The sequence below is a fragment of the Streptomyces sp. YS-3 genome (assembly GCF_045257485.1).
GTDB lineage: Bacteria > Actinomycetota > Actinomycetes > Streptomycetales > Streptomycetaceae > Streptomyces.
The window spans coordinates 1-26233 of sequence record NZ_JBJHPC010000034.1; the positions used below are offsets into that span (position 1 = coordinate 1).

Annotated in this window: 29 protein-coding genes; 17 read left to right on the forward strand and 12 right to left on the reverse strand. The window is 72.7% G+C overall.

Going from position 1 to position 26233, the window contains the following annotated elements; all coding sequences use genetic code 11:
• Together ACJA3G_RS05525 and ACJA3G_RS05530 are read right to left on the reverse strand one after the other, a co-directional pair.
• Positions 1-491: DUF4255 domain-containing protein (locus ACJA3G_RS05525; RefSeq protein WP_406551733.1), on the reverse strand; the 491-nt coding region annotated here is incomplete at its 3' end.
• Between the two features lie 160 nt (positions 492-651).
• The gene (locus tag ACJA3G_RS05530; RefSeq protein ID WP_406551734.1) at positions 652-1299 is read right to left on the reverse strand and encodes a response regulator transcription factor; all 648 of its coding nucleotides are present in this window, start codon (positions 1297-1299) and stop codon (positions 652-654) included.
• Positions 1300-1586: 287 nt separating this feature from the next.
• Between ACJA3G_RS05530 and ACJA3G_RS05535 the strand changes: the two genes are divergently transcribed.
• Positions 1587-4412, forward strand: coding sequence for an AAA family ATPase (locus ACJA3G_RS05535; protein WP_406551735.1), 2826 nt, complete (start codon positions 1587-1589; stop codon positions 4410-4412).
• A 25-nt stretch (positions 4413-4437) separates the two neighbouring features.
• On the opposite strand, the gene ACJA3G_RS05540 is transcribed toward ACJA3G_RS05535, so the two are convergent.
• Both ACJA3G_RS05540 and ACJA3G_RS05545 read right to left on the reverse strand, forming a co-directional pair.
• A complete protein-coding gene (locus tag ACJA3G_RS05540) occupies positions 4438-4788 on the reverse strand; it encodes a peptidase inhibitor family I36 protein (protein ID WP_406551736.1) in 351 nt (116 codons plus the stop codon).
• A 182-nt stretch (positions 4789-4970) separates the two neighbouring features.
• Complete coding sequence (locus ACJA3G_RS05545) at positions 4971-6119, reverse strand: winged helix DNA-binding domain-containing protein (protein WP_406551737.1); 1149 nt, start codon at positions 6117-6119, stop codon at positions 4971-4973.
• 257 nt (positions 6120-6376) lie between these two features.
• Between ACJA3G_RS05545 and ACJA3G_RS05550 the strand changes: the two genes are divergently transcribed.
• The 4 genes from ACJA3G_RS05550 (at position 6377) to ACJA3G_RS05565 (ending at position 8441) form a co-directional block, all read left to right on the forward strand.
• Positions 6377-6784, forward strand: coding sequence for a DUF1992 domain-containing protein (locus ACJA3G_RS05550; protein ID WP_406551738.1), 408 nt, complete (start codon positions 6377-6379; stop codon positions 6782-6784).
• A gap of 151 nt (positions 6785-6935) precedes the next feature.
• Positions 6936-7160 (forward strand): hypothetical protein, encoded by a 225-nt coding sequence (locus ACJA3G_RS05555; RefSeq protein WP_406551739.1) that lies wholly within the window; start codon positions 6936-6938, stop codon positions 7158-7160.
• A gap of 120 nt (positions 7161-7280) precedes the next feature.
• Positions 7281-7646: a hypothetical protein gene (locus ACJA3G_RS05560; RefSeq protein WP_406551740.1), complete on the forward strand. Its 366-nt coding sequence runs from the start codon at positions 7281-7283 to the stop codon at positions 7644-7646.
• Between the two features lie 210 nt (positions 7647-7856).
• Positions 7857-8441, forward strand: coding sequence for a TerD family protein (locus tag ACJA3G_RS05565; protein WP_406551741.1), 585 nt, complete (start codon positions 7857-7859; stop codon positions 8439-8441).
• Positions 8442-8564: 123 nt separating this feature from the next.
• On the opposite strand, the gene ACJA3G_RS05570 is transcribed toward ACJA3G_RS05565, so the two are convergent.
• Positions 8565-9515, reverse strand: coding sequence for an SMP-30/gluconolactonase/LRE family protein (locus tag ACJA3G_RS05570; protein ID WP_406551742.1), 951 nt, complete (start codon positions 9513-9515; stop codon positions 8565-8567).
• A gap of 109 nt (positions 9516-9624) precedes the next feature.
• Between ACJA3G_RS05570 and ACJA3G_RS05575 the strand changes: the two genes are divergently transcribed.
• Positions 9625-10071 carry an Lrp/AsnC family transcriptional regulator gene (locus ACJA3G_RS05575; RefSeq protein ID WP_406551743.1) on the forward strand — a complete coding sequence of 149 codons (447 nt, stop codon included), beginning with the start codon at positions 9625-9627 and terminating at the stop codon, positions 10069-10071.
• 234 nt (positions 10072-10305) lie between these two features.
• Here the strand turns inward: ACJA3G_RS05575 and ACJA3G_RS05580 are convergent, their stop codons facing one another.
• Positions 10306-10647 (reverse strand): hypothetical protein, encoded by a 342-nt coding sequence (locus ACJA3G_RS05580; protein ID WP_406551744.1) that lies wholly within the window; start codon positions 10645-10647, stop codon positions 10306-10308.
• A gap of 493 nt (positions 10648-11140) precedes the next feature.
• On the opposite strand from ACJA3G_RS05580, the gene ACJA3G_RS05585 reads away from it, so the two are divergent.
• The 4 genes from ACJA3G_RS05585 (at position 11141) to ACJA3G_RS05600 (ending at position 13201) form a co-directional block, all read left to right on the forward strand.
• Positions 11141-11533: a hypothetical protein gene (locus tag ACJA3G_RS05585; RefSeq protein WP_406551745.1), complete on the forward strand. Its 393-nt coding sequence runs from the start codon at positions 11141-11143 to the stop codon at positions 11531-11533.
• Positions 11530-12324 carry a transcriptional regulator gene (locus ACJA3G_RS05590; RefSeq protein ID WP_406551746.1) on the forward strand — a complete coding sequence of 265 codons (795 nt, stop codon included), beginning with the start codon at positions 11530-11532 and terminating at the stop codon, positions 12322-12324. Before ACJA3G_RS05585 ends, ACJA3G_RS05590 begins: the two co-directional genes overlap by 4 nt.
• Positions 12325-12362: 38 nt before the next feature.
• Positions 12363-12752, forward strand: a complete 390-nt coding sequence (locus tag ACJA3G_RS05595) for a roadblock/LC7 domain-containing protein (RefSeq protein ID WP_406551747.1) — start codon at positions 12363-12365, stop codon at positions 12750-12752.
• A gap of 74 nt (positions 12753-12826) precedes the next feature.
• A complete protein-coding gene (locus tag ACJA3G_RS05600) occupies positions 12827-13201 on the forward strand; it encodes a hypothetical protein (protein ID WP_406551748.1) in 375 nt (124 codons plus the stop codon).
• Between the two features lie 62 nt (positions 13202-13263).
• On the opposite strand, the gene ACJA3G_RS05605 is transcribed toward ACJA3G_RS05600, so the two are convergent.
• Complete coding sequence (locus tag ACJA3G_RS05605) at positions 13264-15081, reverse strand: ABC transporter ATP-binding protein (RefSeq protein ID WP_406551749.1); 1818 nt, start codon at positions 15079-15081, stop codon at positions 13264-13266.
• A gap of 117 nt (positions 15082-15198) precedes the next feature.
• Positions 15199-15894, reverse strand: coding sequence for an alpha/beta fold hydrolase (locus tag ACJA3G_RS05610; RefSeq protein ID WP_406551750.1), 696 nt, complete (start codon positions 15892-15894; stop codon positions 15199-15201).
• Positions 15895-15966: 72 nt separating this feature from the next.
• On the opposite strand from ACJA3G_RS05610, the gene ACJA3G_RS05615 reads away from it, so the two are divergent.
• Positions 15967-16554 carry a GNAT family N-acetyltransferase gene (locus ACJA3G_RS05615; protein WP_406551751.1) on the forward strand — a complete coding sequence of 196 codons (588 nt, stop codon included), beginning with the start codon at positions 15967-15969 and terminating at the stop codon, positions 16552-16554.
• Between the two features lie 165 nt (positions 16555-16719).
• Here ACJA3G_RS05615 and ACJA3G_RS05620 read toward each other — a convergent pair whose 3' ends face one another.
• Positions 16720-16953 carry a hypothetical protein gene (locus ACJA3G_RS05620; protein WP_406551752.1) on the reverse strand — a complete coding sequence of 78 codons (234 nt, stop codon included), beginning with the start codon at positions 16951-16953 and terminating at the stop codon, positions 16720-16722.
• A gap of 149 nt (positions 16954-17102) precedes the next feature.
• On the opposite strand from ACJA3G_RS05620, the gene ACJA3G_RS05625 reads away from it, so the two are divergent.
• The gene (locus ACJA3G_RS05625) at positions 17103-17573 is read left to right on the forward strand and encodes a flavin reductase family protein (RefSeq protein WP_406551753.1); all 471 of its coding nucleotides are present in this window, start codon (positions 17103-17105) and stop codon (positions 17571-17573) included.
• A 61-nt stretch (positions 17574-17634) separates the two neighbouring features.
• Entirely contained in the window at positions 17635-18177 is a 543-nt protein-coding gene (locus tag ACJA3G_RS05630) for a GNAT family N-acetyltransferase (RefSeq protein ID WP_406551754.1), read from the forward strand.
• Between the two features lie 34 nt (positions 18178-18211).
• Here ACJA3G_RS05630 and ACJA3G_RS05635 read toward each other — a convergent pair whose 3' ends face one another.
• Complete coding sequence (locus tag ACJA3G_RS05635) at positions 18212-18652, reverse strand: protein-tyrosine phosphatase family protein (protein ID WP_406551761.1); 441 nt, start codon at positions 18650-18652, stop codon at positions 18212-18214.
• 63 nt (positions 18653-18715) lie between these two features.
• On the opposite strand from ACJA3G_RS05635, the gene ACJA3G_RS05640 reads away from it, so the two are divergent.
• Positions 18716-19528, forward strand: a complete 813-nt coding sequence (locus tag ACJA3G_RS05640; protein WP_406551755.1) for a class I SAM-dependent methyltransferase — start codon at positions 18716-18718, stop codon at positions 19526-19528.
• 55 nt (positions 19529-19583) lie between these two features.
• On the opposite strand, the gene ACJA3G_RS05645 is transcribed toward ACJA3G_RS05640, so the two are convergent.
• The gene (locus tag ACJA3G_RS05645; protein WP_406551756.1) at positions 19584-20612 is read right to left on the reverse strand and encodes a hypothetical protein; all 1029 of its coding nucleotides are present in this window, start codon (positions 20610-20612) and stop codon (positions 19584-19586) included.
• Positions 20613-20969: 357 nt separating this feature from the next.
• On the opposite strand from ACJA3G_RS05645, the gene helR reads away from it, so the two are divergent.
• The 3 genes from helR to ACJA3G_RS05660 all read left to right on the forward strand — a co-directional run bounded on the left by helR (position 20970) and on the right by ACJA3G_RS05660 (position 25525).
• Positions 20970-23165: an RNA polymerase recycling motor ATPase HelR gene (gene helR, locus ACJA3G_RS05650; protein WP_406551757.1), complete on the forward strand. Its 2196-nt coding sequence runs from the start codon at positions 20970-20972 to the stop codon at positions 23163-23165.
• A gap of 78 nt (positions 23166-23243) precedes the next feature.
• A complete protein-coding gene (locus ACJA3G_RS05655; protein ID WP_406551758.1) occupies positions 23244-24212 on the forward strand; it encodes an aminoglycoside phosphotransferase family protein in 969 nt (322 codons plus the stop codon).
• A 197-nt stretch (positions 24213-24409) separates the two neighbouring features.
• Positions 24410-25525 carry a methyltransferase gene (locus tag ACJA3G_RS05660; protein ID WP_406551759.1) on the forward strand — a complete coding sequence of 372 codons (1116 nt, stop codon included), beginning with the start codon at positions 24410-24412 and terminating at the stop codon, positions 25523-25525.
• A gap of 63 nt (positions 25526-25588) precedes the next feature.
• On the opposite strand, the gene phzG is transcribed toward ACJA3G_RS05660, so the two are convergent.
• Positions 25589-26233 (reverse strand): phenazine biosynthesis FMN-dependent oxidase PhzG (phzG, locus tag ACJA3G_RS05665; RefSeq protein ID WP_406551760.1); only part of this gene is annotated, 645 nt, incomplete at its 5' end.

Sequence of the window (26233 nt, forward strand, 5' to 3'; positions counted from 1 at the left end):
GTCACCACCAGGTCGAGGGAGGGCTTCAGTTCGCCGCCGAGCGCGGACCAGATCTCCGCGAGCGAGCGGGACTCCGTCCGGCTGCCGGCGACGGTCACGGGCACCGACAGGCCCAGCTCCGCGAGGGAGGCGGGGAGTTCGGCCGGCGGCACGAGCTCGTGGGGCAGCAGGGTGGCCAGGGCGGCCGACAGCAGCCGGTGTTCGTCCTGAGGGGTCTTGGTCCACGCCGTCACCAGGTAGGAGAGCCGGAACCAGCGCGGTGGCCTGCGGCGGCGCACCACGATGTCGCGTTCGTCGCGCACCGGGAGCCGGCCGCGCTGGCGCCGCTCGGTGTCCTCGCGGATGTCGTACAGATAGGTGTTGACGACGGGAGCGTTGCGCCGGGCCGCCCAGTCGCGGGTGGGTGCCTCGAAGGACACGTCGATGCCGGATCCGGCCAGCGCCCCACCGCCGAGGAGGTTCTTGAGTACCTCGTCCACCTCGTGGATCACGCGCGTGCTCCCGCTCTGCCGTCCGTCGGCCCCCGCTGCCGTCTGCCGCCACCGATCGTCTCCCGCGCGCGTTCCCGCGCGCAGGCACGGCGGGACCGGCGGCGGGGCAGCCCGCCCTGCCCGTACGGTCACCGCAGACGGCCGTGGGGTGCCCGTCCGGTCAGATGTAGCCCTCGCGCAGGGCGTAGGCCACGGCATGCGCGCGGTTGCGCAGATGCAGCCGGGTGGTGAGGGCGTGGATGACGTTCTTGACGGTGCGTTCGGAGTACGACAGCTTGCCCGCGATCTCCCCTGTGTCGAGGCCCTCGGCGATCAGCCGCAGCACGTCCACCTCGCGCGGCACGAGACCGATCGAGGGGGTGCCCGGGCGGCCCTCGCTGCCCCGGTGCAGGGTGCCCACCTGGCTGATGAGCCTGCCGAGCAGGTCCGCGGGGAGGTCTCCGTCGCCGCGTGCGGCGGCCAGGACCGCCTGCACCAGCCGGTGGGCGGTGGCTTCGTGCCGCCAGACGATGGCGCCGATGCCGCACCCGACGACGTCCAGCAGTTCGGTCTCCCGGATCGTGTCGACGACGACCACGGCCCGCGCGCCCTCGCTGCGCACGATGCGGCGCAGCCGGCTCAGCGCGGTGTCGTCGAGCGTGTTCTCGACGAAGAGGGAGACCGTGCCGGGGCCGGTCTCCTCGCGCAGCTCGATCTCGGGATGGCGGCGCAGCTGGCTGACCGCTCCCTCACGGCTGATCGGGTCCGGTGCGGTGACGGCCACCGGAACCCGCCGGCGGACGGCGCGCGTCTGCTCGGTATCGGACACCGTGGCGGTCCCGGGTGAGTTCAGCAACCGTCTCCCCTGTTCACGAGCGCGCCGTACGAGGTCGTCCGGCACTGGTCAACTGAACTCACCCTTCTGCGGGGGCCGCGGCGCGCGCAATCGTGGAGCACCACGAGGCACACCACGAGACCACCACGAGAGGGCCTTACGACCCTTGCGGGCCGGGCCTTCCGGGCAGCCCGTTGCCCCCGAGTGATCGATCTCACCCCCACCTTCTCCGGTCTCCGCCCGTCTAACACAGGGGGAAGCGCCGACGTCAGGAGGCCCCGATGAGCGGACCGCTCCGCGAACGCGACCGCGCCGAGGGGCTGATCGCGGCGGCGGTCGGGCGCGCCCGGGCCGGTATCGGCGGCCTGGTGGTGGTGCGCGGCGCCACGGGCACGGGCCGCACCGCCGTACTGGAGGCCGCCGCCGAGCACGCGGCGGGAGCCGGACTGCGGGTGCTGCGGGTGCGCTGCTCGTCGGAGGACAGCGCGGTGCCCTTCGCCACGGTGTGCCAACTGCTGGCGCCCGTGGCGGAGTCCACCGACGCCGCGCCCGGCGCGGACGAGCGCGCCCGAGCGGCCGGGCTGTGGCGGACGCTCCGCTCGTACGCCGCCGAAGGGCCGCTCCTGCTGGCCGTGGACGACGTCCACCTGGCCGACGACGCCTCCTGCCGCTGGCTGCGCGACGTGGCCCGCCGCGTCGAACGGTCGGGTGTCCTGGTGGTGGCCACCGAACGCAGCCAGTACGACATCGAGCCCGGCCGCGCCGGTCTCACCCGGACGCTGTCCCCCTCGCTCGTCCACGCCCACACCCTCGCCCCGCTCGGCGACGCGGCGGCGGTCGGCCTGGTCCGGGAGGCCTTCCCCTCGGCGGGCGCGCGGTGGACGGCGGACTGTGTGCGCGCCGCGGCGGGCAGTCCGCTGCTGCTGCACGCCCTCCTCGACGACCTGGGCGCGGATCCTCCCGAAGCCGACGGCCCACCGCCGCTGCCCGAGACCTGCGCCGCCCTGTATCCCGGTTCCTATCCGGCGGCCGTCTCCTGGTGGCTGCAGAGCGCCGGCCCCGCGACGGCCGACGCGGCCCGCTGCCTGGCGGCGCTGGAGCAGGCGTGGCCACCGGACGAACTCTCGGGGGACGCCCCGGAGGGGGAGGCCGATCCGGTGCGGCTCCTGGCCGAGGCGACGGGCGCGGACCCCGCCAGGATCGCGGGCTGGCTCGCCGCGACGGCCCGGCTCGGTCTGCTGCGCACCGACGCCGCCGGCCGTCCCCGCTACGCGCATCCGCTGCTGCGCGACGCGGTGCTCACCGGCTGGCCCGAGGCGCGCCGGCAGGCGGCGCACCGCGCCGCGGCGCAGGCGATGCTGCGCGGGGGCGCACGGGCCGAGGCCGTCGCCCGGCATCTGCTGCGGGTGCCGGCGGGTGATCTGCCCTGGGCGGTACGGGTCCTGCGGGACGCGGTGACGGTCGCCGTGCACGACGCCCGTCCCGCCGACGCCATCGCCTATCTGCGCCGCACGCTCGACGAGCCGCTTCCCGACAGCCTGCGGCAGCGCGTGCTGACCGAACTGGGCTCCCTGCACTACGCGTCGGCGGACGCCCCGGCGGCCATCGCCCGGCTGGCCGAGGCGCACCATCTGGCGGCCGAGCCGCGCGACCGGGTACGTACCGCCGTCGCCCTCGGCACCGCCCTGGTGAGCCGCGGCGAGATCCGTACCGCCATGGACGTGCTGCTCCACACCGAGGGGCGGCTCTCCGCCCACCCGGATCTGGCGCGTACGGTACGGACCGCCACCGCGCTGCTGGGTGACGGGGACATCGAGGCGCGGCAGCGGATCTACCGGCGGCTGTGCGAGGCCGCGCAGTACTCCCCCGAGCTGATCGGCACCGCCGGTCAGGCCCTGCTCGTGCGGTACGCGGCGACGGCGGCGGCGATCTCCGCCCAGGAGGCGATGTCCCGGATACGGGACCTGCTCGCGCAGCCCACCGACCCGCTCGCCGAACCCTTCCTGCTGGGGACGGCCGCCGCGGTGGCCCAGTGGGCGGACGAACTCGACGAGGCGGACCGGCTCGTCGACCACGGCCTCGCCGCCCAGCAGCCCATGCTGCTGCATCCGATGCGGCATCTGCTGTTGAACACACGTGCCGACATCGCCGCCGCCCGCGGTGACGCGGTCCATCTGCTCGCCGCCCACTACGACCCCGGCGTGGTCGAGCGTCCCAGGGAGCTGCGCCCCACTCCCTCCAACCGGGACGCCAACGCGCTGCTCGCGCTCGTCCACACCGGCCGCTTCGAGGAGGCCCGGCGGTTCGCCGCCGCGTTCGATCTGCGCGGACCGGTGAAGAACTTCGAGGCGAACCGCTTCCTCTATGCGCGGGGCGCGCTGCGGGCCACCACCGGTGACCCGGCGGGCGCCCTGCACGACTTCCTCGAATGCGGACGACGCCAGTCCGCCCGGGGGGTCCTCAGCCCTGTCGTCACCCCGTGGCGTACGGCGGCGGCGCAGTGCCGGCTGGCGCTGGGCGGCGGCCGGGACGCGCTGGCCCTGGCGGCGGAGGAGCTGCGGCTCGCCCGGGTGTGGAACACCCCGCGCACGGTGGGCCGCGCCCTGCGTGTGCTGGGCGCCGCGACCGGGGGGCGGCGGGGTCTGGAGCTGGCCGAGGAGGCGGTGGCGACCCTGCGGGACGCGACCGCGGACGCGGGCATGGAACTGGGCCGGGCCCTGCTGGCACAGGGCCGCCAGCTCCACGCGGCCGGCGAACGCGGTCATGCCCGCGACTGTCTGCGCGAGGCGGCCGAGCTCGCCGAGGGCCGCGGCGCCGTGGACATGGTCTCGCAGGCCGGCCAGGCCCTGCGCCGGAGCGGCGCGCGCGGCCCCGTGGTGGTGCACACCGGCCCCGGGTCGCTGACCGGCAGTGAGCGCCGTATCGCCGAACTGGCCGCCGAGGGCCTGACCAACACCGAGATCGCCGATCTGCTCCATCTGGCACGCCGTACCGTGGAGACCCATCTGACCAGCGCCTACCGGAAGTTGCGGATACGGCGCAGAACGGAGCTGGCCGACGCGCTGGAGCGGGACCGGCCCGGGACGCTGGAGGCGTGCGCCCCCTGATGGGGCCGCACGCCCGGCGTACGGTTCAGCAGCCGTTGCCGACACCGTCGATACGGCCGCCGAAGTCACTGCCGTAGTTGATCCGGTAGTCGCCGTTGCGCACCACCCGGGTCTCCTTGGGGTCCCAGTTGATGAAGCACCCGTCACTGCTCGCCACGAACGATCCGACGTTGTCGTGGAAGTTGGCGGGCATGTCGTGGTACCCGTCCCTGGCGACCCACTCCCAGCTCCGGCCGTTGAAGTTGGATCCGGTGTAGAAGCAGATCGATCCGCCGGGGCAGGCCGGTGCGGCCGGGGCCGCCAGGGCGTCCGATGCGGGCATGAGCACGGCGATCAGGGTGAGAACAGCGGTCGATGACCACCAACGCAGCTTCATGAAGCTCTCCTCGACGAACCGATGGGCCCGGTGGGACCGTGGGCCGGTGAACGGGTGGGCCTCAGTGCCCCCGTGCACCCAAGCCTCGTCGCCCGACCCGGCCCGGTCGACGGGTTTCCCGTCGACCGTCGCAACGGGAAACGGGGCAACACGCCACCGCCCGCCGGTGCGCGGGCGCCGGGTCAGTCCCCGGGGAGCAGCCGGGTCTCGGCGGCGGGCACGCCCTTGGCCCACCAGTGGTCGTAGCGGGCATAGGCACGCGGGTCGCGGGCGGCGAGGAGGGCGAGCAGGGACCGGGCCTCGGCCGCCAGCTCCTGCCAGACGTGCGCGGGCAGCGGGTGGAAGGCGCCGGCTTCGATGCCCCCGTCGGTGGCGCGCCACACGCCGGCGACCCGGCCGTCGACCAGCAGCGTGGGCAGTACGTCGCCGTTCACCCGGGTGACGTGCTTGCGGTATTCGGGCGGGATCACGCGGCTGCGGTCGGCGTGGGCCAGCAGGACGCTGTCCCACATCGCCATCAGTCTGGGCGGGGCGGGCGTGTCCTCCTCGGGCCTGGGCGCGCCCGGGAGGTCGTACAGCACGGTGCCGTCGGGGCCCTCCAACTGCTCCAGCCGGTCGCCGAGTGCTTTCACGGCGGCCTTGACCCGGGGCCTGTGCACCAGTGCGAACTGCGCCATGTCGGCCGTCGACGCGGGGCCGAAACCCGACAGGTAGCGCAGGATCAGTGCCCGCAGCCCCGCGTCGGCCGCCTCGGGCTCGTCCGTGGCGGGCCGCTGTGCCGCCGCGACGTACGACAGCCGGTGGGTGAACGCCCAGGGTCCGCCTGTCGGCGCGTGCCACAGCGGCGCGTACTGCCGCAGCATCCGCTGGGCCCCGCTCTCCAGCGGACGGCCGAGACGCTCCGCGAACCACTCCCCCAACTCGGCGCTGCTGCGCGGCTGTTCGGCGTAGGCGAGCAGGCCCTCGACCAGCGGGCCGGCATCCTCGGCGGTGAGCCCGCCGGCGCGGAAGCGCGCGTCGCCGAGCCGCGAGGAGCGCAGCGTCGGCTCCATCGCCTCGCGAAAGCCCCGGTAGTCCTCACTGAGGACCACGTGCAGGGTGAGCCGCATGAGCGTGGCCTTGACGATACGGCGGTCGGCCAGGGCCTCGTCGAGCTGAGCCGGGTCGAAGTCCCGCAGCCGGTTCCACAGCGCGATGTACGGCGACGCGGGCTGCTGCGCCTGGAGGGCGACCACCCGGCGCAGCGCCTCCACGGCGTCGAGCGGCTCGCGCCCGAGCAGCAACTGCCGGGCGAGGGTGGCACGGTTGAGGGCGCGCGCGGAGATCACCATGCCGCGATTCTCCCGCATCCCGTACGTGGCCGGGCGGCGCCGCCCGGCGCCGCCGCGCCACCGGGCAGACCCGCTCACGCCGTACGGACACACCCCCGGCCGGGCCCGATCATGACGCGGGGCCGCGGCCGACCATTCACTGCGGCTCCCGGTTAGGGTTGAGGTGTCGATGTCCTTCCCCGGCGGGAGCGCACCGGTCGGACGCCATGCTCACCCGGCGGTCGGCGCACCGCTCCGCGACAGAGGAGAGTGGTCCGGTGACAGAGCGCAAGCCCCCGGGAATGAGCGTGGAGTCATGGGTGGACCGGCAGATCCGCGAGGCGCAGGAGCGCGGCGAGTTCGCCGAACTGCCGGGCTTCGGCAAGCCGCTGCCCGATGCCTCGCAGCCGTACGACGAGCTGTGGTGGATCCGCCAGAAGATGGCCCGCGAGGGCGTCACCGCGATGCTGCCGCCGGCGCTGGCGCTCCGCAAGGAGATCGAGGACGTACTGGCCGCGGTGGTGAAGGCGCCGTCCGAGCGAGCCGTGCGGGCCCTCCTGGAGCCGCTCAACGACAAGATCAACCGCATGCTCAGGCAGCCGCCGCCGGGGCCCCCGCTGGGCAGGAAGCCGATCGACGTGGACGAGGCCCTACGGGAGTGGCGCGAGGCGCGTCCCCGGGGGTGACAGCCCGCCGGGCATCCCTTTCGGACTCCCCGCCTCCGCGCGGCTCCTCGCGGTGGCGAAAAAGTTACGCCCCAAAACGGCTTCCCCGGACGGGAGTTGGTGCATACGGTCGCCTCTGTCAGTCGTGACGACACGTTCAGGGAGGGACGACATGAACCCCAACATACGGGCAGCCGCCGCCACCGCGGCGCTCCTCACCGGGCTCCTCGCCGCCGCCGGCACCGCCAACGCGGCCCAGCGCATCGACGCCCAGCACCTCGCGGCACACCTGGACAAGGCGGTCGCCGCCGAGCAGGCGAGCGGCGGGACCACCGGCGGGCCCATCCTGGGGGTCGTCAACACCAGCCCCGACGGCGCCGACACCACCGGCTCCTGAGCGGGGCGGGTGCGCACCGTGGACAATCCGGGGGAAGACCACGTCACCTGGTGCCCCAGCGGCGAGGCCCATCGGCCGGAATCCGTCGTTCTGGGGGTCCGGTCGGGGGAGAACGGCCAAGTGGTCTATCTGTCCGAGCCGGTTCCGGCCGCACAGGTCCTGCCCACCATCCCCGAGGGCATCGCGCCCAACCGGGTGCTCCGGTTCGCCTCGCACTGCGTGTCCGGCTGCGCGAACCGGGTCGGTGACGCCTGCGGCCTGATCGACCGCATCCAGACCCTGCCGTCGTCCCACGCCACCGCGGCCGTGCCGCGGTGCCATCTCCGTCCGCACTGCAAGTGGTGGAACCAGGCGGGAGTGGACGCCTGTCACCGGTGCCCGGCCATCACCACCCTGGGCTCCCCCGACGACGAACTCGCCGTACTCGTCGCGGATCCCTCCACCACCACCGAGCAGTTGCGGGGCTGGATCGCCGCGGCCGAGTGACACCCGGTGGCGCCACCGCACCACCACTGATGTCGGTCGCGGGGTCCTCCCCCGCGACCGGCACAGCCGTGTCCGCAGGAGGACGTCCCGCGCCAGAGGACCGCCCGGCGGGGGCCGATCCCGCTCACCGGGACCCACCTCCACGCCCCCACCAGGGCGTTAGGCACACTTTGCGTGTTGTAGTCCGTTACCGAAGAGGATGAGCCACGCATGATCACACTGACGAAGGACTCCGGCCCGGCGGACCTGGACGGGGTGACCCACCTGTCCATCGGGGTCTCCTGGGACCCCACGGCCGGCAGCAGCGGCGGCGTGGTCGGCCTGCTCCGCCGCAAGTCCGGCACGGACCTCGACCTGATCGCCGTCGCCATGCAGGGGACGGACCCGGTGCGCCTCGCGGGCCTCGACTCCCTCGACCCCATGGGCAACGGCTCGCTGGTGCACAGCGGCGACAACCAGACGGGGCGCGGGGACGGCGACGACGAGACCGTCACGGTCGAGTTCGCGCGCGTCCCCGACCAGATCACGTCGATCGTGTTCGTCGCCGCCGCGTTCAAGAAGGGCAGCTCCTTCCAGAAGGCCCGCAACATCAGCTTCAAGGTCTACGACGCGAGCGGTGGCAGCTCCCAGCAGGTCGCCGACATCTGGCCGAGCCTGCTCACCCAGGACAACGGCTGCGCCGTCGCCAAGGCCGTACGGGTCGGCGGCAGCTGGAAGCTCGAAGTCATCAACGTGACGGGGAAGATAAAGCAGGGCGACGAGCACGCCCTGATGCGCTTCGCCATCAGCAAGTAGCCCGCCCCGGCACCCGAGTGGCACCGGGCCGGCGGGAGGCGCACGCCCCTGCGGCTGTCACCGACGTACGGCGTCGGCGACAGTCGCGGGGGATCCTGCCGGTGAGGACGGTCCCTCCCTGGTCTAGGCGTCCAGCCAGGGGCGGCGGCCCGGCCCTGTCGGGTGGGTGCCGGTGACCGCCATGACCACCGAGTAGAGACTGGTCTCGGCGGTGATGAAGAGGCGGTTCCGCTTGGGGCCGCCCCAGGAGATGTTGGAGACCGGCTCGGGGACCCGCAGCCGCCCGAGGAGGGTGCCGTCGGGGTCGTAGCAGTGCACCCCGTCACCCATCGCCGCGGCCCAGAGGCGGCCGTCCTCGTCGAAGCGCAGATTGTCGAAGTGCGCGTGCTGCCTGGCGCCCGCCTCGGCGAAGACCCTGCCGTCGGACAGCGTGCCGTCGTCGCGCACGTCGAAGACCCGGATGCGGCCCGCACGGGTGTCGGAGACGAACAACTGCCGCTCGTCGTGCGAGAAGACCAGTCCGTTGGGCGCCTCAAGGCCGTCGGCGGCCAGGCTCACCGCACCGGATACGGGATCGATGCGGTAGACGTTGTTGGCCCCGATCTCCTTCCGGCCGCGGTAGCCCTCGTAGTCGCTGGTGAGACCGAAGTCCGGGTCGGAGAACCAGATCGACCCGTCGGACCTGACCGCCGCGTCGTTGGGGCTGTTCAGCCGCTTGCCCTCCCAGCGCTCGGCCAGGACCGTGATGGTGCCGTCGTGTTCGGTGCGGGTCACCCGGCGGTTGCCCTGCTCACAGGTGATCAGCCGGCCCTCGCGGTCGAGGGTGTTGCCGTTGGTGTGCCCGGCGGAGCGCCGGAAGACGCCGACCGCGCCCGTCTCCTCGTCCCAGCGCAGCATCCGGTCATTGGGGATGTCGCTCCAGACCACCTGGCGCCAGGCCGGCACATACACCGGCCCCTCGGCCCAGCGGCAACCGGTGTACAGCACCTCCAGGGCCGCGTCCCCGTTCATGCACCGTCCGGTGCGGAACCGCTCGTCGAACATCTCGTACAGCCCGGCGCGCTCGCCAGCCATGGGGCTCTCCTTCTCCGACGGATACCACCCAGGCCGAACATTCTTCGGCCTGGGCCTCACCTTGCAGGATCAGCTATGGTCCGTACAAGACGATACCGAATGGAGAGTTGTGGATCACATTGACCGCGCCCTGCTGGCGCAACTCCAGCAGGACGCCACGCAGTCGTACGCGGCGCTCGGGCAGGCCGTGGGGCTGTCCGCCGGTGCCGCTCATGAGCGGGTGCGCAAGCTGCGCGAGCGCGGGGTCATCCGGCGCACGACCGTCGAGGTGGACCCGGCGGCGGTGGGCGGCGCCGTCCTGGCCTACGTCATGGTGGACTCGACCTCGTGGATGGGCGATTCGGCGCAGGCCTTCGCCGCGCTCCCCGAGATCCTGGAGGCACACGTCATCGCCGGCAGCGCCTCGGTGCTGGTGAAGGTCAGGACCACGACCACCGAGCGGCTCCAGGACGTACTGCGCCGGATATACGCCATCGACGGGGTCAGCGGGACGCAGGCCACGGTGGTCCTGGAGACGTTCTTCGAGCGGCCACTCGACCCTGTGCAGGACCAGTAGGGCGCGGCGGCGGCTCGGGGTTCAGCCGGTCCCGAGGACCGGCGCGAGCGGTGGAGGGACGGCCACGGTGGTGGCGGGAGTCTTGGGTGCGGCGGGGCCGCGCCAGAGCGCAAGTGGAGGCGACTATCCGCCAGGGCCCGGCTCCGGCCCGGGCGGCGCCGGGAATACTCGTCGACTCGGCCCGCACCGGTCAGTGACGCGCGAACGCGGACCGGGGACCGATTTCGGCGAGATCTAGCTCAGCCGTGTGCAGTGCGTTCCGACGTAGGTGTTTCCCTCTTCCATCCTCAGCTGCTGGGCGAGGGTGCTGGCCGGGCTGACGAAGAAGTAGACCGGGGGATCGTTCCGGCACCACCACGTTTCGAGGCTGGAATGATCCCGCAGGGTGACCGTGGTGGCCCTGTCGGAGGGAAGTTGCCGGTTGCACTGAATGCCGACCGTGGTGAAGGAATCACCTTTCCCCACCTGGCATGTGACGTGCGGTGTCGCGTTTGCCGGGGCCGCGGCGGTGAGGGTGAGACCGGCCACGGACAGGGTGGCGATACCGATAGAAGCCAATAGGCGGGCTGCCTTCATGGCTTACCCTCCTCCTTCTCTCTCGTGGACTACGGGAATGTCGCTCTGCCGCGCACTCTGTCAGGAGTCGCCCGGCGACCGCCAATTGGATCAGTTGCACGGGTGAGGTATCGGCCACGTAAAGATGGCGGAGAAGGATTCCCGTCCGGATCGCGAAGACATGAGCGGAGGGAAATCCGTTCATCTTTTCCGTTAATTCAACGCGGGGCGCGGCGGAACAGATCCTTCGGCGGGTATACCGGGAGCAAAGTCGGCGGTACGCCCAGGAAATGACGAGGTGACACGGCGGCTTCCGCGGGACCTTGCCGCCCGCGCCCTTCACCGGCATGACCGCTCAAGCGGCGGGCACCCTAGTCAACCCCGCGCATGTTCCGCTGGAAAATGCCAGAACTTCCCCTGGTGGGTGACACGCTGCGTAACCTTTCGTCACCTCAAGCCGCGCCCGGAACCATGCGCGGCCCGTCCACGGCGGCGCCAGGGGAGGAAGTCGCGCGTGCTTGGTATCGACGAGTGCCTGCTGGAAACCATGGGGTTACCCGGCGTGCGGGGAGCCGCCGTGGTCGACTGGACCAGCGGGCTGGCCCTGGGAACCATCGGTGACTCGCCCTGCGGTGACCACGAGACGACGGCCGCCGAGGCGGCGGAGTTCGCCCGGACGGCGGCCGAGCATCCCGCCTTCGTGGCCGACGAGGTGGAACCGGACGGGCCGCTGCCGGTCGAGGACGTGCTCGTCACCTCGCACACCGGCTACCACCTGCTGCGCTTCGTCGAGACGACGTTCGACAGCAGCCTCTTCCTCTACCTCTGGCTCGACCGCGAGCAGGGCAACCTCGCCATGGCCCGGCTGTGCCTGCGCGACCTCGCCCACCGGCTGGTCCTGGGATGACACCCACCGACGACACCTGCGACCGCGTGCCCGTCTCGCCCATGCTGGTACGGCTGGTGGCCGAACGGGCCACCGGGGCACTCCTGCGGGACACCGGCACCCTGTACCTCGTGGACGGGCAGGTGGTCCACGCCGAGAGTCCCGCCGCACCCGGCCTCGACGTGCTGCTCACCGCGAGCGGCCGGATGCGCCCCGAGGCCTGGCGGCGGGCCGTCGACCAGGCCGGCGCGCGCGGTACCGTCGGGCGCTTCCTCGTCGACAGCGGCCAGGTCAGCGGAGGCGAGCTGGAGTTGTGCCACCTCGGCGCGCTCCACGACGCCGCGTTCTTCGCCCTCGCCCCCGGCAAGGGCCCCACCCGGTTCCGCTACGGGGCCCTGCACTGGATCGGCTCCGTGCGGCCCGTCCCCGCCCAGGCGCTGGCCCGGGAGGTCACCCGCCGCAGGGAGCTGCTCGACCGGATCTGGCCCCATCCCGAGGTGGACACCGCGCCCGTCGTCCCCGTACCGGACCGCCCGGGGCTGCCGGTCACCGTCCGCCAGCGCGCCCTGCTCGCCGCGGTGGACGGGGCACGCACCCCCGGCTCCATCGCCCGGTTGCTGGGCCGTCCCGCCTTCCACACCCTCGTGGACGTACGCAGGCTCGCCGCACTCGGCGCGATCGAGACCCCCCTCGCCCCCGCGCCCCGGGAGACCGTGCCCGACTGGGTCGCCCGCGCGTTCGCCGAGGCGACCCGCCCCTCGGACGAGGCCCTGCTGCGCAGGCTGCGGGACGCCCTGGAGGCCATGCCGTGATCCGCGCGCTGCGCCAACGCGCCGAAAGGAGACAGCTGATGACGGCCGAGGCGGAGATCCTTGCCGAACTGCGCCGACTGCGGGCGCGCCTGCCGCAGGTCACCGGCGCCCTGACCGCCAGCGTCGACGGTCTCGTGCTCGCCCAGGAGGCCGTGGAGGACGCCGAGTCGGTCGCCGCGCTGACCGCCGCCGCCCTCGGCGTCGCCCAGCGGCTCATCCACACCACCGGCCGCGGGGCCTTCCGCGAGCTCCTCGTCCAGGGCGAGGACGGTTACGCGGCCACCTACGCGGCGGGCTCCGCCGCCGTGCTCACCCTGCTCGCGCAGCCCCGCACCAACGTCGGCCGTCTGCACCTGGAAGCCCGCCGGGCCGGAGCCCGCATCGGCGAACTGGTCGACGGCGCACTCGAACGGCTGGAGACCTCATGACCAGCACCGGATCCCGGGCCACCCGGCCCCGGAACATGACAGCGAACACCCACCGGAAGGGAAGTGCGAACCCCATGGGCAACACCGAAACCGCGCTCAAGGAAGCGATGACCTCCATCGAGGGCACCATCGGCGTGGCACTCGTCGACTACAGCAGCGGCATGGCCCTCGGCACACTGGGCGGCGGCAAGGACCTGGACCTGTCGGTGGCCGCCGCCGGAAACACCGACGTGGTCCGCGCCAAGGTGCGGACCATGGAACTGCTGGGCCTCAAGGACGAGATCGAGGACATCCTCATCACCCTCGGCGGTCAGTACCACCTCATCCGGCTGCTGAAGGGCCGCGGACACGCCGGTCTCTTCCTCTATCTGGCCCTCGACAAGAGCCGGGCCAACCTGGCGATGGCCCGGCACCAACTGCGCCGGGTCGAGGACATGCTGGAAGTGTGAGCACCCTCCCGTACGGGCAGGGCGTGCCGGGCCCGGGGCCGGGCCCGGCACGCCCCCCGGCCTCAGCGACGGTCCGCCCGCTCGGGAGCGCCGTCGAGGAAGCCGCCCGACTGGTGCTGCCACAGCTTCGCGTAGGCACCGTCGGCCGCGAGCAGTTGGTGGTGGGTGCCCTGCTCCACGATCCGGCCGCGGTCGAGGACGACCAGCCGGTCCATGGTGGCGACCGTGCTCAGCCGGTGCGCCACCACCAGCGCCGTACGGCCGTCCATCAGCCGCCACAGCGCGTCCTGTACGAGGATCTCGCTCTCGGAGTCCAGCGCGCTGGTCGCCTCGTCGAGCAGCAGGATCGGCGCGTCGCGCAGGATCGCCCGGGCCAGCGCGACGCGCTGGCGCTGGCCGCCGGAGAGTTTCACCCCGCGCTCGCCCACCATGGTGTCGAAGCCGTCGGGAAGCGCGTCGGCGAACTCCGTGACGTGCGCGGCCTCGGCCGCGCGCCGGATCTCCTCGTCGGTCGCGGCCGGCCGGGCGAAGGCGATGTTCTCCCGCAGGGTGCGGTGGAACATCGCCGGGTCCTGCGGGACGTACGCCATCAGGCCGCGCAGTTCGCGCTGGCGCACCGTGCTGATGTCCCGGCCGCCGACCAGGATCCGCCCGCCGTCGACGTCCGTCATCCGCAGCAGGAGCCGGGTCAGCGTGGTCTTGCCGCCGCCGGACCGGCCGACGAGACCGATCTTCGTCCCGGTGGGGACCGCCAGGTCGAGGCCCTCGAAGAGCGGCTTGGCGCCCGCGTGGGCGAACGTCACCCCTTCGAAGCGCACCTCGCCCGCCCGGGCGGGCAGTGGCTGGGGCGAGGCGGGATCCAGCACGGTCGGCGGCTCCAGGAGCAGCTCCGTGAACTGCGAAGCCTCCGTCATCGAGCTCTCCAGACGACGGTAGATCTGGTTGAACTCGAACATGATCCGGGTCGCGTTGGTGTAGTACGTGAAGGCGACGATGACCGCCTCGACCCCGTGCTCCCCGCCCCCGAGCCCGACGGCGAGCACCAGGCCCAGCACATTGGTCAGTACGGACAGCGGGGCGACCAGCGTGTCGATGCGCAGGTTCCCGTAGTCCCAGGACCGCAGGGTCAGGCGCCGCGACTCCGCGACACGCAGACGGTGTTCGGCCGCCTCGCGCTCCTCGGCGGCGAACGACCTGACCGTGTCCATGTTCATCAGACTGTCGGCGACATGGCCCGACACCCGGGCGATCGCCCGCTCGCGCTCGGCCACCAGCGCCTGGCGCCGGCGGATCAGGGGCGCCGCGCACAGCGCCGTGAACACGAGCAGCGTCAGGAGCCCGACGACGAGCAGCGGGTCGTACTGCCAGAGCACCACCGAGGCGAAGGCCAGCGGCAGGAAACTGCCGACCACGCTGAACGTCAGGGTGTCGACGCAGTCCTCGAAGCGGGTGGCGAAGCTCAGGACGCGCTTGGTGAGCGACCCGGCGAAGTTGTCGTGGAAGAAGGCGGCGTCCTTGGCGAACAGCTCGTCCATGGCCATCACGTAGAGGTGCTCGATGCCGCGCGCGTCGAGCCGGTTCAGACAGTGCAGCCCGACGCGCCACAGCGCCTCCGCGAACAGCAGCACCCCGGCGAAGCCCAGGACGTACGGCAGTATCGACCCGATAGCGACGGTGTCGCCCTGCCCGGCCATGCGGGAGACGAGTTTGGCGACGACGAGGGGCGCCACGTACTGGAGGCCGATGTTCCCGAGCGCGGGCAGCAGCAGCGCCGGCACGGTCAGCCGCCGCAGCCGGGCCAGTTCGCGCCCATAGTAGCGCAGGGCGAGGAGCACCGAGCCCCTGCTCGTCAAGCCCTCGCGTGATTCTGATGATCCCATCCCACCCCTGTGCTAGGACCGGCAGGTGAGCACACGAGTGTCCCGCGCCCGTACGCCCGCGGTCCATGCGTTTTCTGGCGCCGCGCGGAGCGGCCGAGGGGCGGCCCCTTCCCGGCCTCACGCCCGGGCGTACGCCTCCAGCAGGTCGGCGAGCTCTCCCGGGTGGCTCAGCGCCGCGAGGTGGCCGCCCGGCATCTCGTCCGGTGTGATGCCGAGCCGGTCCTCGGCGACCCGGCGCTGGAAGGCGGCGGGGAAGAACCGGTCGTCGCGGGCGGCCACCACCCGGGTCGGCACACTCGGCCAGGCGTCGAGGGTGAACGGTGTCGCGAAGACCGCGTCGGACTCCTCGGCCGCGTGCTCGGCGGAGGCGTCCACGTCCTCCCGCGCCAGGTCGTGGAGGAAGTACGTCGCCAGGTCGAACGGCGCGTCCGGATCGCGCCCCTCGCTCAGGTCGAACGCCCGACGGGCCGCCTCCTGACCGGTGTTGGCCCACCACTCCCCCGCTGTCTCACCGGGGCGCGGGATCATCCCGTTGACCAGCACGAGCAGGGACACGGGCAGGCGCGCGCACACCAGCGGGGCGGTGAACGCGCCGAGGGACTGCCCCACCACCACCGACTCCCGGTGCTCACCGACCTCGCGGACGACCGTCTCGACGACCGTGTCCACGTACTCCGGCAGTCCCGCGCGGGCGTCGGCTCCCGGCAGCTCCACGGCCACCACGTCGTGCCCCCTGCGGATCAGTTCCCGCTCGACGTGATGCCAGTACCAGGCAGAGCCGCCGGCTCCGGGGATCAACACATAGGTAGTCATGGGGTGTGCCTCTCGCGGTGGGATGTCGACCTGTCCCCCTGTAACTGCCCGCCCCCGCCCTATGCTTGGCCGGTGAACGACTCCGTCATACTTACGGCCACCGCGACGCCGACCGCGCCCCCGCTCACTCTCCGCCCGTGGTGCCCGGACGACATTCCCGCGCTGATCGAGGCGTACCGGGATCCCGCTCTGCGCCGTGGTGCCACCGCCCCGTTGGACAGCGAGGACGATGTGCGGCGGTGGATGCGGATGCAGGAAGAGGGCTGGGCGACGGGCAGCCGGTTCGGCTTCGCGGTCCTCGAAACGGCCCAGGGCACGGAGCCGGCGCGGTTGGTGGGCAATGTGGCGCTCAAGGACGTGGCCGTCGGAAGTCCCGGCGCCGAGGTCGGGTACTGGACGGCAGCGGCGGCACGCGGTCGCGGCGTGGCCCCGCGCGCCCTGGAGGCCCTCACGGCCTGGGCGTTCGACACCTTCGGGACTGCCGGCCTGGACCACCTCGAACTGCTTCACCAGGCGGACAACGGGGCATCGTGCCGGGTCGCGGAGAAGACCGGGTACGCCTTCGACCGGATTCTCCCAGCGTGGCCGCCGAAGTTCCCCCTCGATGGGCATCGGCACGTCAGAACGGCGGCGGGGCGGGCCTCGCGCGCGGAGGAGTAGTACCTTCCTCCGGCAGCCGCCCGGTATGCGACGACCGGCATGCGACGCCCGGCACGGGGCCGGGTCGGCCGCGGCAGGGCCCGTGGCGCGCGGGCGACCGCGCGGCGGCCCTGCCGGGGCGCGTCCGCCGTGCGGCGCCGACGTCCCGCTGCGGCACCCGTCCCGCTAACCGCGCAGGAAGCTGTCCCCGTGCGTCGCGATATGGGCTTCCAGCGCGCTCAGTGCCTGCTGGGTCGCCTCCGCGGTGCCCGAGCCGCGCCGCTCCGCGTAGTAGGCCGCCCCGAGCTTCTTCAGCAGGTCGTTCCCGGCTCGTTGCTGTTGGACCTCGTCCACCTTCTGCTTTCCCTGGGTGAGGGCGGACTGGGCCTGTTCCTTGGCCCGGTCGAGGAATCCCGGCATACCAACCTCCGCTTTCGGTGTACGGCCATTGTGCGTGCTGGGACGGGCCGTCCGGGGCAGGGCGCGCCGCCGCGCGCATGTCGGGACGACGAGTTGTCGGCAAGCGCGTGCGTATCCTCGACCGAGACCCGGAATCAAGGAGGCTTCAGGTGAGTTTCGACGACTTCACCAAACTGGTCGACTCTCCCGTCTACGTGGTGACCGCGTCGGCGGGCGGACGGCGGGCCGGGTGTCTGGTGGGCTTCGCCGGCCAGTGCTCCCTGGAGCCCGAGCGGTTCGTCGTGTGGCTCTCCACCTCCAACCACACCTATCTGGTGGCCCGGGAGGCAACGGTCCTGGCGGTGCACCTGCTGCCGCAGAACCACGATCTGGCCGTGCGGTTCGGCGCCCTGTGCGGGGCCGAGGTGAACAAGTTCGACGGCCTCGCCTGGACCGAAGGCCCGCACGGCACGCCCCTGTTGGCGGATGCCGCGGCCTGGTTCACTGGCGAGATCCTTGAACACTTCGACGGAGGCGACCACGTCGGATTCCTCCTGGCACCCCTCACCGTCCAGGCGAACGGCGGCACGCCCCTGTCCCTGCACCAGACACTGGACATCACGGCCGGGCATCCCGCGTAGGCGTCGCGCGTGGGCAGCTCGCCCACCCGGCACTGTCAGTGGCCGGTGCCAGAATCTGCGTATGAGCAGCGAACCCCTGGCCCTACGACAGGTCACCACGCCCGACGCCGTCACCCCCGAGCTGCGGCAGGCCCTCGTCGACTGCTGGATCGAGGTCACCAACGCCGGTGGGGCTGCCGGGTTCCCCTTCCCGCCGATCGACGCGGCGCAGGCCGCTCCCGCGGTCGACGCGCTCGTCGCGGGCCTGGACCCGAGGACGAGCCGCCTCCTGGTCGCCTCGGTCGGCGGCCATCTGGCGGGCTGGCTGAACGTCCGCCGTACGCTCTTCGAGCTCACCGCGCATTGGGGGACGGTCCACCACGTCCAGACACGGACAGGCCTGCGGGGCCGGGGCATAGGTGCGGCTCTCATGAACCACCTGCGGGAGATCGCCCGCGACGAGATGGGGCTGGAACAGCTCCGCCTGGCCGCGCGCGGCGGTGTCGGGCTGGAGGAGTTCTACGGCCGGCTCGGCTGGAAGGAGACGGGCCGCTGGCCGGACGCCCTTCGCCTCGCCCCCGGGGACGACCGCGACGAAGTCCTGATGGTCCTCACCCCGCTCTGACCGGCCGCCGCCGACTCCCGCCGGCTCCCGGCGGTCAGCCGCCGAAACGGCGTACGTACCGGCTCTGCCAGGGTGTTTCGACGGCGTGGCGGTCGTAGTCGCGCCGTACGTAGGCGACCGCGTCCTCGGCGGGCACCCCGTCGAGGACCGCCAGGCAGGCGAGTGCCGTGCCGGTGCGGCCCCGGCCGCCGCCGCAGGCGAGCTCGACGCGTTCGCGTGCCGCGCGCTCCCAGGCCTCGCGAAGCACCTCGACCGCTCGCGCGCGGTCGCCGGGCAGCCGGAAGTCCGGCCAGCGCAGCCACTCGGCCCGCCAGGGGACGTGCGGAGGCTGTTTGCCGAGCAGATACACGGCGTACGTGGGCGTGGGGCCGTCGGGGAGGGGGCGGCGCAGCGCGCGGCCTCGTACCAGCCGTCCGGAGGGCAGTCGCAGCACCCCCGGTCCGTCCGGATCCCAAAACTCACCGCTCACGCCCACACTCACGCGTCCACCGTAACGGCCCGACGCGGTGCCGCACCGACCTTCTGCCACAATCGCCGGATGGCTGAGGCTGAGCACGACACCGACCGCGGCTATCTGCTGGACAACCGGCAGTCGGAGGCGGGCGTCCGCTTCCGCGCCCTCGCCGAGATCTTCGACCCGGTGACCTTCCGGCACGTGGACCGGCTCGGGATCGGCCCCGGTATGCGGTGCTGGGAGGTCGGCGCGGGCGGCCCCTCGGTGCCGCTCGGGCTGGCCCGGCGCGTGAGTCCGACCGGTACGGTCGTCGCCACCGACATCGACGTGTCCTGGACCCGGGACGCCGCCGACGGCGTGGTCGAGGTGCTCCGCCACGACGTGGCGGCCGATCCGCCGCCGCCCGGCGGCTTCGACCTCGTCCACGCCCGCTTGGTCCTGACGCACGTCAGCGACCGTGCCGAGGCCCTGCGCCGGATGGTCTCGGCGCTGCGCCCCGGCGGCCGGCTGCTCCTGGAGGACGCCGATCCCACGTTGCAGCCGCTGCTGTGCCCGGACGAGTCGGGGCCCGAGCAGCGGCTCGCCAACCGGCTGCGGGCCGGGTTCCGCACCCTGATGGCGGCGCGCGGCGCGGACCTCGCGTACGGGCGGACCCTGCCCAGGGTGCTCCGGGAAGCGGGTCTGGACGGGGTGGAGGCCGACGCGTACTTCCCGATCACCTCGCCGGCGTGTGCCGTGCTGGAGGACGCGACGGTGCGGCAGATCCGCCACCTGCTGACCGGGCAGGGACTGGCCACCGACGAGGAGATCGACCGCCACCTGGCGAACGTCGCCGCCGGACGGCTCGACCTGGCCACCGCTCCGATGATCTCCGCGTGGGGGCGCCGACACCCTTGACGGTGGTGGGGGCGTTGCGCGCCGCTCCTCCGCCAGGGGAGGTCCGACCTCGCGTTCAGCGCAGCTTCTCCAGCGTGCGGGCGGCTTCACGCGCCGTACGTTCGGCCTCCGTCAGCGCCTGGGCGGCCGTCCGGTGGTGCTCCTCCGCTGTCCGGTGTTCGCGTTCGGTCTTCTGGAGCTCGTCCCGGGCGCGCCGGAGCTGTTGCTCCAGGTCCGATACCTGCCGATGGGCCTGGTCGTAGTGGTCGCGTGCCTGTCGCCGCCGCTCGTCCGTCTGCGCGTGCTCGGCACGCCGCTCGCGCAGACGCCGCTGGGCCGCGTCCGCCGCCTCCTTGGCCCGGGCGAGCTCCGCGTGGGCTTGTTCGGCCTGAGCACGTTCCGCTTGGGCGCGTTCGGCCCGAGCGCGTTGCTCGGCTTCCTGGTGGCGCTTGCGGCGCCGGGCGGCGAGTTCGTCCTTGGGCGCGGTCTTCGGGGGAGGCGGCGCCGCCTTGCGTCCGGCCGCCGTCTTGTGTTCGGCCCCCGGCTCGCGTCCGGCCACTGTCTTGCGTCCGGCCGGTTTGTCTGACGCACTGGCCGTCTGAGGGAACGTCGACGGCGGGGTGAGTGCCGATTCCAGGCGGCCCGTGGCCCACTGGTCTGCCGCGTCCTGGTCGGCCAGGACCGCGCGCAGGGTGTTCTCGACGTCCTGCCGTGCCGCGTCCGACAGCCGGTGACCGTTCTCCTGGGCCAGTGCGGCGGCCTGCCCGGACATCGCGGACACCACACTGCGGCGCTGCTCGTTGAGTTCTCTGATCCCGTCGGCGTCCAGGGACCGGTAGGCCTCGCGCAGCGCCTGGCCGAGCTCCAGGAACCGTTCGCTCTCCTCGGGGCGGGAGCGCCGCAGCAGGTTCGCTGCCCACGCCGCGAGGGTGGGGCGGCGGGCGGCGCGGATGCGGCTCGCGTCCTGGGCGCGGCCGGCTGCCTTGGCCGCAGTGGCCAGCTCCGCACGGCGGGCCACGAAGTCGGGGGGCGGCGTGCCGTAGAGCCGGTCGAGAACCGCCTCCGGGTCCTGGTCCGCGCCGCCCGGCTCGCCCTTGCGCTGCATGGTGTCCAGACTCCGCCGAACCGGCGCGCGGCGCACCTCGGCGCCTGAAAGACGAATGGCAAGGAGGTGTTCCCACTCCTTGCCACTCTCAACTTATAGCGCAGTGGGGGCCTTGCCGCAAGGCCCCCGGGGTGGGGCACAATCGCGCACCGAGCTCAGAACGTCAGGCAAATAGGGGGATGTGCGACGTGTGTGCGTTGTTGTCGGTGTACGAGCCGTGGTCGTCGGCTCAGGGGGCGAGCGGTGGCGTGGAGCCGATGGCGGGACCTGTGCGGCCGGCGTGGGTGTCCGGCACCGGTGCGCTGGTGTGCGCCCTGTCGTTCTCCACGGTCGCGTCCCCGGATCGGAGCCACTGACATGATTAACCTGACCACCAGCGCGTTCGACCTGCCCGAGCGGCTGTCCCACAAGGCCGACCCCGCGCTCGTCGACGGCGACGAGCGGCACTTCGCCGCCATCGCGGAGAGCCTCGGCCAGTCGATCGCCGAACTGTCCGACCGGCTGGAGGACGCCCGCAGGGCGCCCGGCGGCAAGGGCCGGGAGGCCATGGACCGGGACACCGAGATCCACCGGCTGACCGGCCGTCTGCGCACCCTGCGCCGCTTCGGCCTGGACCTCTGCCTCGGACACTTCGTACGCGAGGACGACACCGAGCCCGTGTACGTCGGCCGCCTCGGGCTCACCGACGGCACGGGCCGCCGGCTGCTCGTGGACTGGCGCTCCCCGGCCGCCGCGCCGTTCTTCGCCGCGACCCACGCCAATCCGATGGGCCTGGCGAGCCGCCGCAGATACCGCTGGAGCGGGGGCCGGATCAGCGACTACTGGGACGAGGTGTTCACCTCCGAGGGACTGGAAGGGCGCGCCGCGCTCGACGACCAGTCCGCGTTCATCGCCAGCCTGGGCGGCAACCGGTCGGCCCGGATGCGGGACGTGCTCTCCACCATCCAGTCCGACCAGGACGCCATCATCCGCGCGGGCTCGCGGGGCGCTCTCGTCGTCGACGGCGGCCCGGGTACGGGCAAGACCGTCGTCGCCCTGCACCGCACCGCCCATCTGCTCTACTCCGACCCGCGCCTCGGCCACCGTCGGGGCGGCGTGCTGTTCGTCGGCCCGCACCGGCCCTATCTGGACTACGTCGCCGACGTCCTGCCCAGCCTGGGTGAGGAGGGCGTGCAAACCTGCGTCATACGGGACCTGGTCGCCGAGGGCGCCTCCGTGAACGCCGAGACCGACCGGGAGGTGGCCCGGCTGAAGTCCTCCGCGGACATGGTGAAGGCGATCGAGCCGGCCGTCGCCCTGTACGAGGAGCCGCCCACCGAGGGGATGACGGTCTCGACCCACTGGTCGGACGTCTGGCTGAGCGCGGACGACTGGGCCGCGGCGTTCGCGGCCGTGGAGCCCGGCACCCCGCACAACGAGGCACGCGACCAGATCCGCGAGGAACTGCTGACGATCCTCATGGACAAGCACGCGGACGAGTACGAGGGCGACAGCGACGGCGGCGACGAGGCGGACGACGAGGTCCCGCCCGCGCTGCTGCGCAGGGCGCTGCTCCAGAACCGGGAGCTGATGGGCGCCCTGAACCGCGCGTGGCCGATGCTGGAGGCCACCGACCTCGTCGGCGACCTGTGGTCGGTGCCCGCGTATCTGCGCAGGTGCGCCCCCTGGCTGAGCGCCGATGACGTACGCAGGCTCCAGCGCGGGGACGCTCGGGCCTGGACGGTGTCCGACCTGCCACTGCTGGACGCCGCCCGGCAGCGGCTCGGCGACGCGGGGGAGTCCGCGCGCAGGAGCCGCCGCGAGGCCGCCGCCGCCACGGAACGCGCCCGCCGGGCCGACGCCATGGCGAGCATGCTCCAGAACGTCGAGATCGACGAGAGCGAAGGCGCGCTGGGGATGCTGCACGGGCGTGACATCCAGGACACCCTGATCGACGACAGCGCGCTGCCCACCGCCGAACGGGATCCCCTGGCCGGGCCGTTCGCGCACATCGTGGTGGACGAGGCCCAGGAGCTCTCCGACGCCGAGTGGCAGATGCTGCTGCGCCGCTGCCCCTCCCGCAGCTTCACCATCGTGGGCGACCGCGCCCAGGCCCGGCACGGGTTCACCGAGTCGTGGCGGGAGCGGCTGGAGCGGGTCGGACTCGACCGGATCGAGGTGGCCACCCTCAGCGTCAACTACCGCACGCCCGAAGAGGTCATGGCGCAGGCCGAGCCCGTCATCCGGGCGGCGCTCCCCGACGCCAACGTGCCGGCCTCGATCCGCAGTAGCGGTATCCCCGTCCGGCACGGGTCGGCGACGGAGCTGGCGGCGATCCTCGACGACTGGCTCGCGACGCACGGCGAGGGGGTGGCCTGCGTCATCGGCGCTCCCCTGTTCCGCGACACACCCCGCGTACGGTCGCTGACTCCGGCCCTGTCGAAGGGACTCGAATTCGATCTGGTCGTCCTCGTCGACCCGGAGGCGTTCGGCGACGGCATCGAGGGCGCCGTCGACCGCTATGTCGCGATGACCCGTGCGACCCGGCAGCTCACGATCCTCACCAGCGCCTGAGCTGCCGCGCCACCCGCCCGGGGACCCTCGCGCGAAAACTTCTCGCGCTCCCTCCCGCGTATCGCCGATCATGTCCGCATGAGCCTCACCACACCGCCCGCCAACGGAGTCCGTACCGCCTGGGAACAGGTTCCCGAGCACGTCAGGCGCGGGCTGGAGGCGCGGCTCGGCGCTCCTGTCGTCGACGCGGTGACCCAGCGCGGCGGGTTCTCGCCGGGCGTGGCCGCGCGGGTACGGCTGGCGGACGGGCGGCGCGCGTTCGTCAAGGCGGTGAGCGCCGAGGCCAATCCGGGCAGTCCGCTGCTCCACCGGGCCGAGGCGCGTATCGCCGCGTCCCTGCCGTCCGCCGTCCCGGCGCCCCGGCTGCTGGCCACCCACGACGAGGCGCCCTGGGTGGCTCTCGCCTTCGAGGACGTCGAGGGGCGTCAGCCCCATGTGCCTTGGCGGCCCGCCGAGTTGGCGCGCGTCCTGGACGCGGTGAGCGAACTCGCGTCGGCCCTCACGCCCGCGCCCGTGGACGTCCTGGCCGTCGCGGAGGCCGAGGCCGAGTCCTTCCGGGGGTGGGAGCAGCTCCTCGACGAGGAGGGCGCGGAGTGCCGGGACCGGCTGGACCCCTGGGCGCGGCGGAACCTGCCCGCGCTCGCCGATCTCGCCGCGCCCTGGGGCGAGTCCGCCTCGGGTGACACCCTCGCCCACGGTGATCTGCGCGCCGATAACCTGCTGCTGACGGCAGACGGCCGTGTCGTCTTCGTGGACTGGCCGCACGCCGTACCGGCCGCGCCCTGGTTCGACCTGCTCCTGATGCTGCCGTGCGTCCGTGCCCAGGGCGGCCCCGACCCGGACGAGGTGTTCACCACACACCCGTTGGGCCGGGATGCCGAGCCCGCGGGTGTCACCGCCACTCTTGCCGCCCTGACCGGCTATTTCATACGCCAGTCACTGCACGAGGCACCGCCCGGCCTGCCGACCCTGCGCGCCTTCCAGGCCGCGCAGGGCGCCGCGGCACTGGAGTGGCTCAGGACCCGGCTCGGCTCACGCCTGCCGTAACAGGCACCCGGGAGTCGACCCACCCAGGGCACGAAAGAAACGCTTAGGTGCCCGCCACGAAGGCGACTTCCAGGACTCACGTCGCTCTCCAGCGGTACAGGACGCACCGGACGTAGGCTGAGGCGCCGTTCACGCGATCGTACGCATATTCCTCTGCGCCCTTGCCGGTGACGGGGGTTGAGAGAGGGGACCCACCGATGGCAGACGCTCGCCCCGAAGACACCGAAGCCGCCGAAGACACCGGCGCTCCGCGGACGACCGGCACCCCGGAAGGCACGGGGGCCCGAAGGCCCGACGCCTCCTCCACCGCCCCCGACGAGGTGACGGGCGAGTTACTCGAACTCTCCCTGGGATACCTCTACTCGGCGGCCCTGCACACCGCCGCGCGTTTCAATATCGCCGATCATCTGGCGGACGGGCCGCTCGGCGCCGACGAACTCGGCAAGGCGGCGGGGGTCGACGGCCCCCACCTCTACCGTCTGCTGCGCTTCCTCGCCACCAAGGGTGTCTTCCGCGAGGACGACGAGGGCCGCTTCCACCTCACCCCGCTCGCCCAGCCGCTGCGCACGGACACCGAGCGCTCGCTGCGCGACTACATCATGGTGCGCGGCGAGCCCGTGTTCTGGCAGTCGGCGGCCCAGCTCCACGAGGCGGTACGCACCGGCAGCACCGCCTTCGAGAACGTGTACGGCGTCCCCTTCTACGACCATGTCGCCGCCGACCCAGAGCTCGGCAGGGCCTTCAACTCCAGCATGGCGGCGTTCTCCGAGACGCTCAGCAACGATGTCGTCGACGCCGTCGACTTCTCCGGAGTCACCAGCGTGGTCGACGTGGGCGGCGGGCGCGGCGGTCTGCTGCGCGCCGTCCTGCGACGCCACCCGCACATGAACGGCACCCTGGTCGACCTGGAGAGCGTGGTGGCGGGGCATGTGCTCGACACCCCGGAGCTGGCCGGCCGCTGGAGCGCGCGGGCCGGGGACTTCTTCACCTCCGTGCCGTCCGGCGCCGATGTCTACCTCCTCAAGCACGTGCTGGCCAGCTGGCCGGACGAGGAGTGCGTACGCATCCTGCGGACCTGCCGCGAGGCCATGCCCGCGCACGCCCGGCTGCTGGTCATCAACGCGATGATCCCGGCGGGCAACGAGCCGCACCCCGGCAAGACCATCGACGTGCTGATGATGACGGTCCTGAACGGAAAGGGCCGCACCCGCGCCGAGTACGAGGCGCTGCTCGCCACGGCGGGTTTCACGGTCGCGCGGGTCCTGGAACCCTCGCCGCACGCCTCGGTGATCGAGGCGGTCGTGGGAGGCTGAGGCGCGTACGCACCTCGCGAGCCGGGGGCCGCGGTCGGCGGCCCCCGACTGGCCGCGCGCTGGTCAGGGCTGGAGCCTGCTGATGTCCCAGCCGTCGTCGGTACGGTCGTAACGGAGCCGTTCGTGCAGGCGCTCGGTGCCGTCGGCCCAGAACTCCACGATCTCGGGGACGAGTCGGTAGGCGGTGAAGGTCGCGGGGCGCGGCAGCGGGCGCTGCGGGTCCGCCAACTCCCTTGCCGTGGCTCGCAACTCGTTCACCTCGTCGAGACCGTTCATCGTCCGGCTCTGCCGGGAGGCGGTCGACATGGCGTGGGTGAAGACGGGCCGTGCGGACCACATGCGGTCGGACTCGGCGTCGGGCAGTTTCTCCACCGGCCCCGCCACGGTGATCTGCTGGCTGGTCTCGCGCCAGTAGAGGACGCCGGACGCCCAGGGGTTCTCCGCGAGTTCGCGCCCTTTCTGGCTGCTGCTGTGACTGAGGAAGACCAGGCCTTCCTTCGTCACGGAGCCGAGGGCCACGATGCGGGAGGAGGAGCGCCCCCGGGCGTCGGCGGTGGCCAGGGCCAGTGCGCGTGGCTCCCGTACTCCGAGCGTGACGCTGTTCTCCAGCCAGGCGGCCAGTAACCCCATCGGCYCGGGCGGCGGGGTCAGGAACTCGGGGAACGCCACCTCGATGGTCCCGGTGAGCGTCTCCGAACGGGGCCCGGG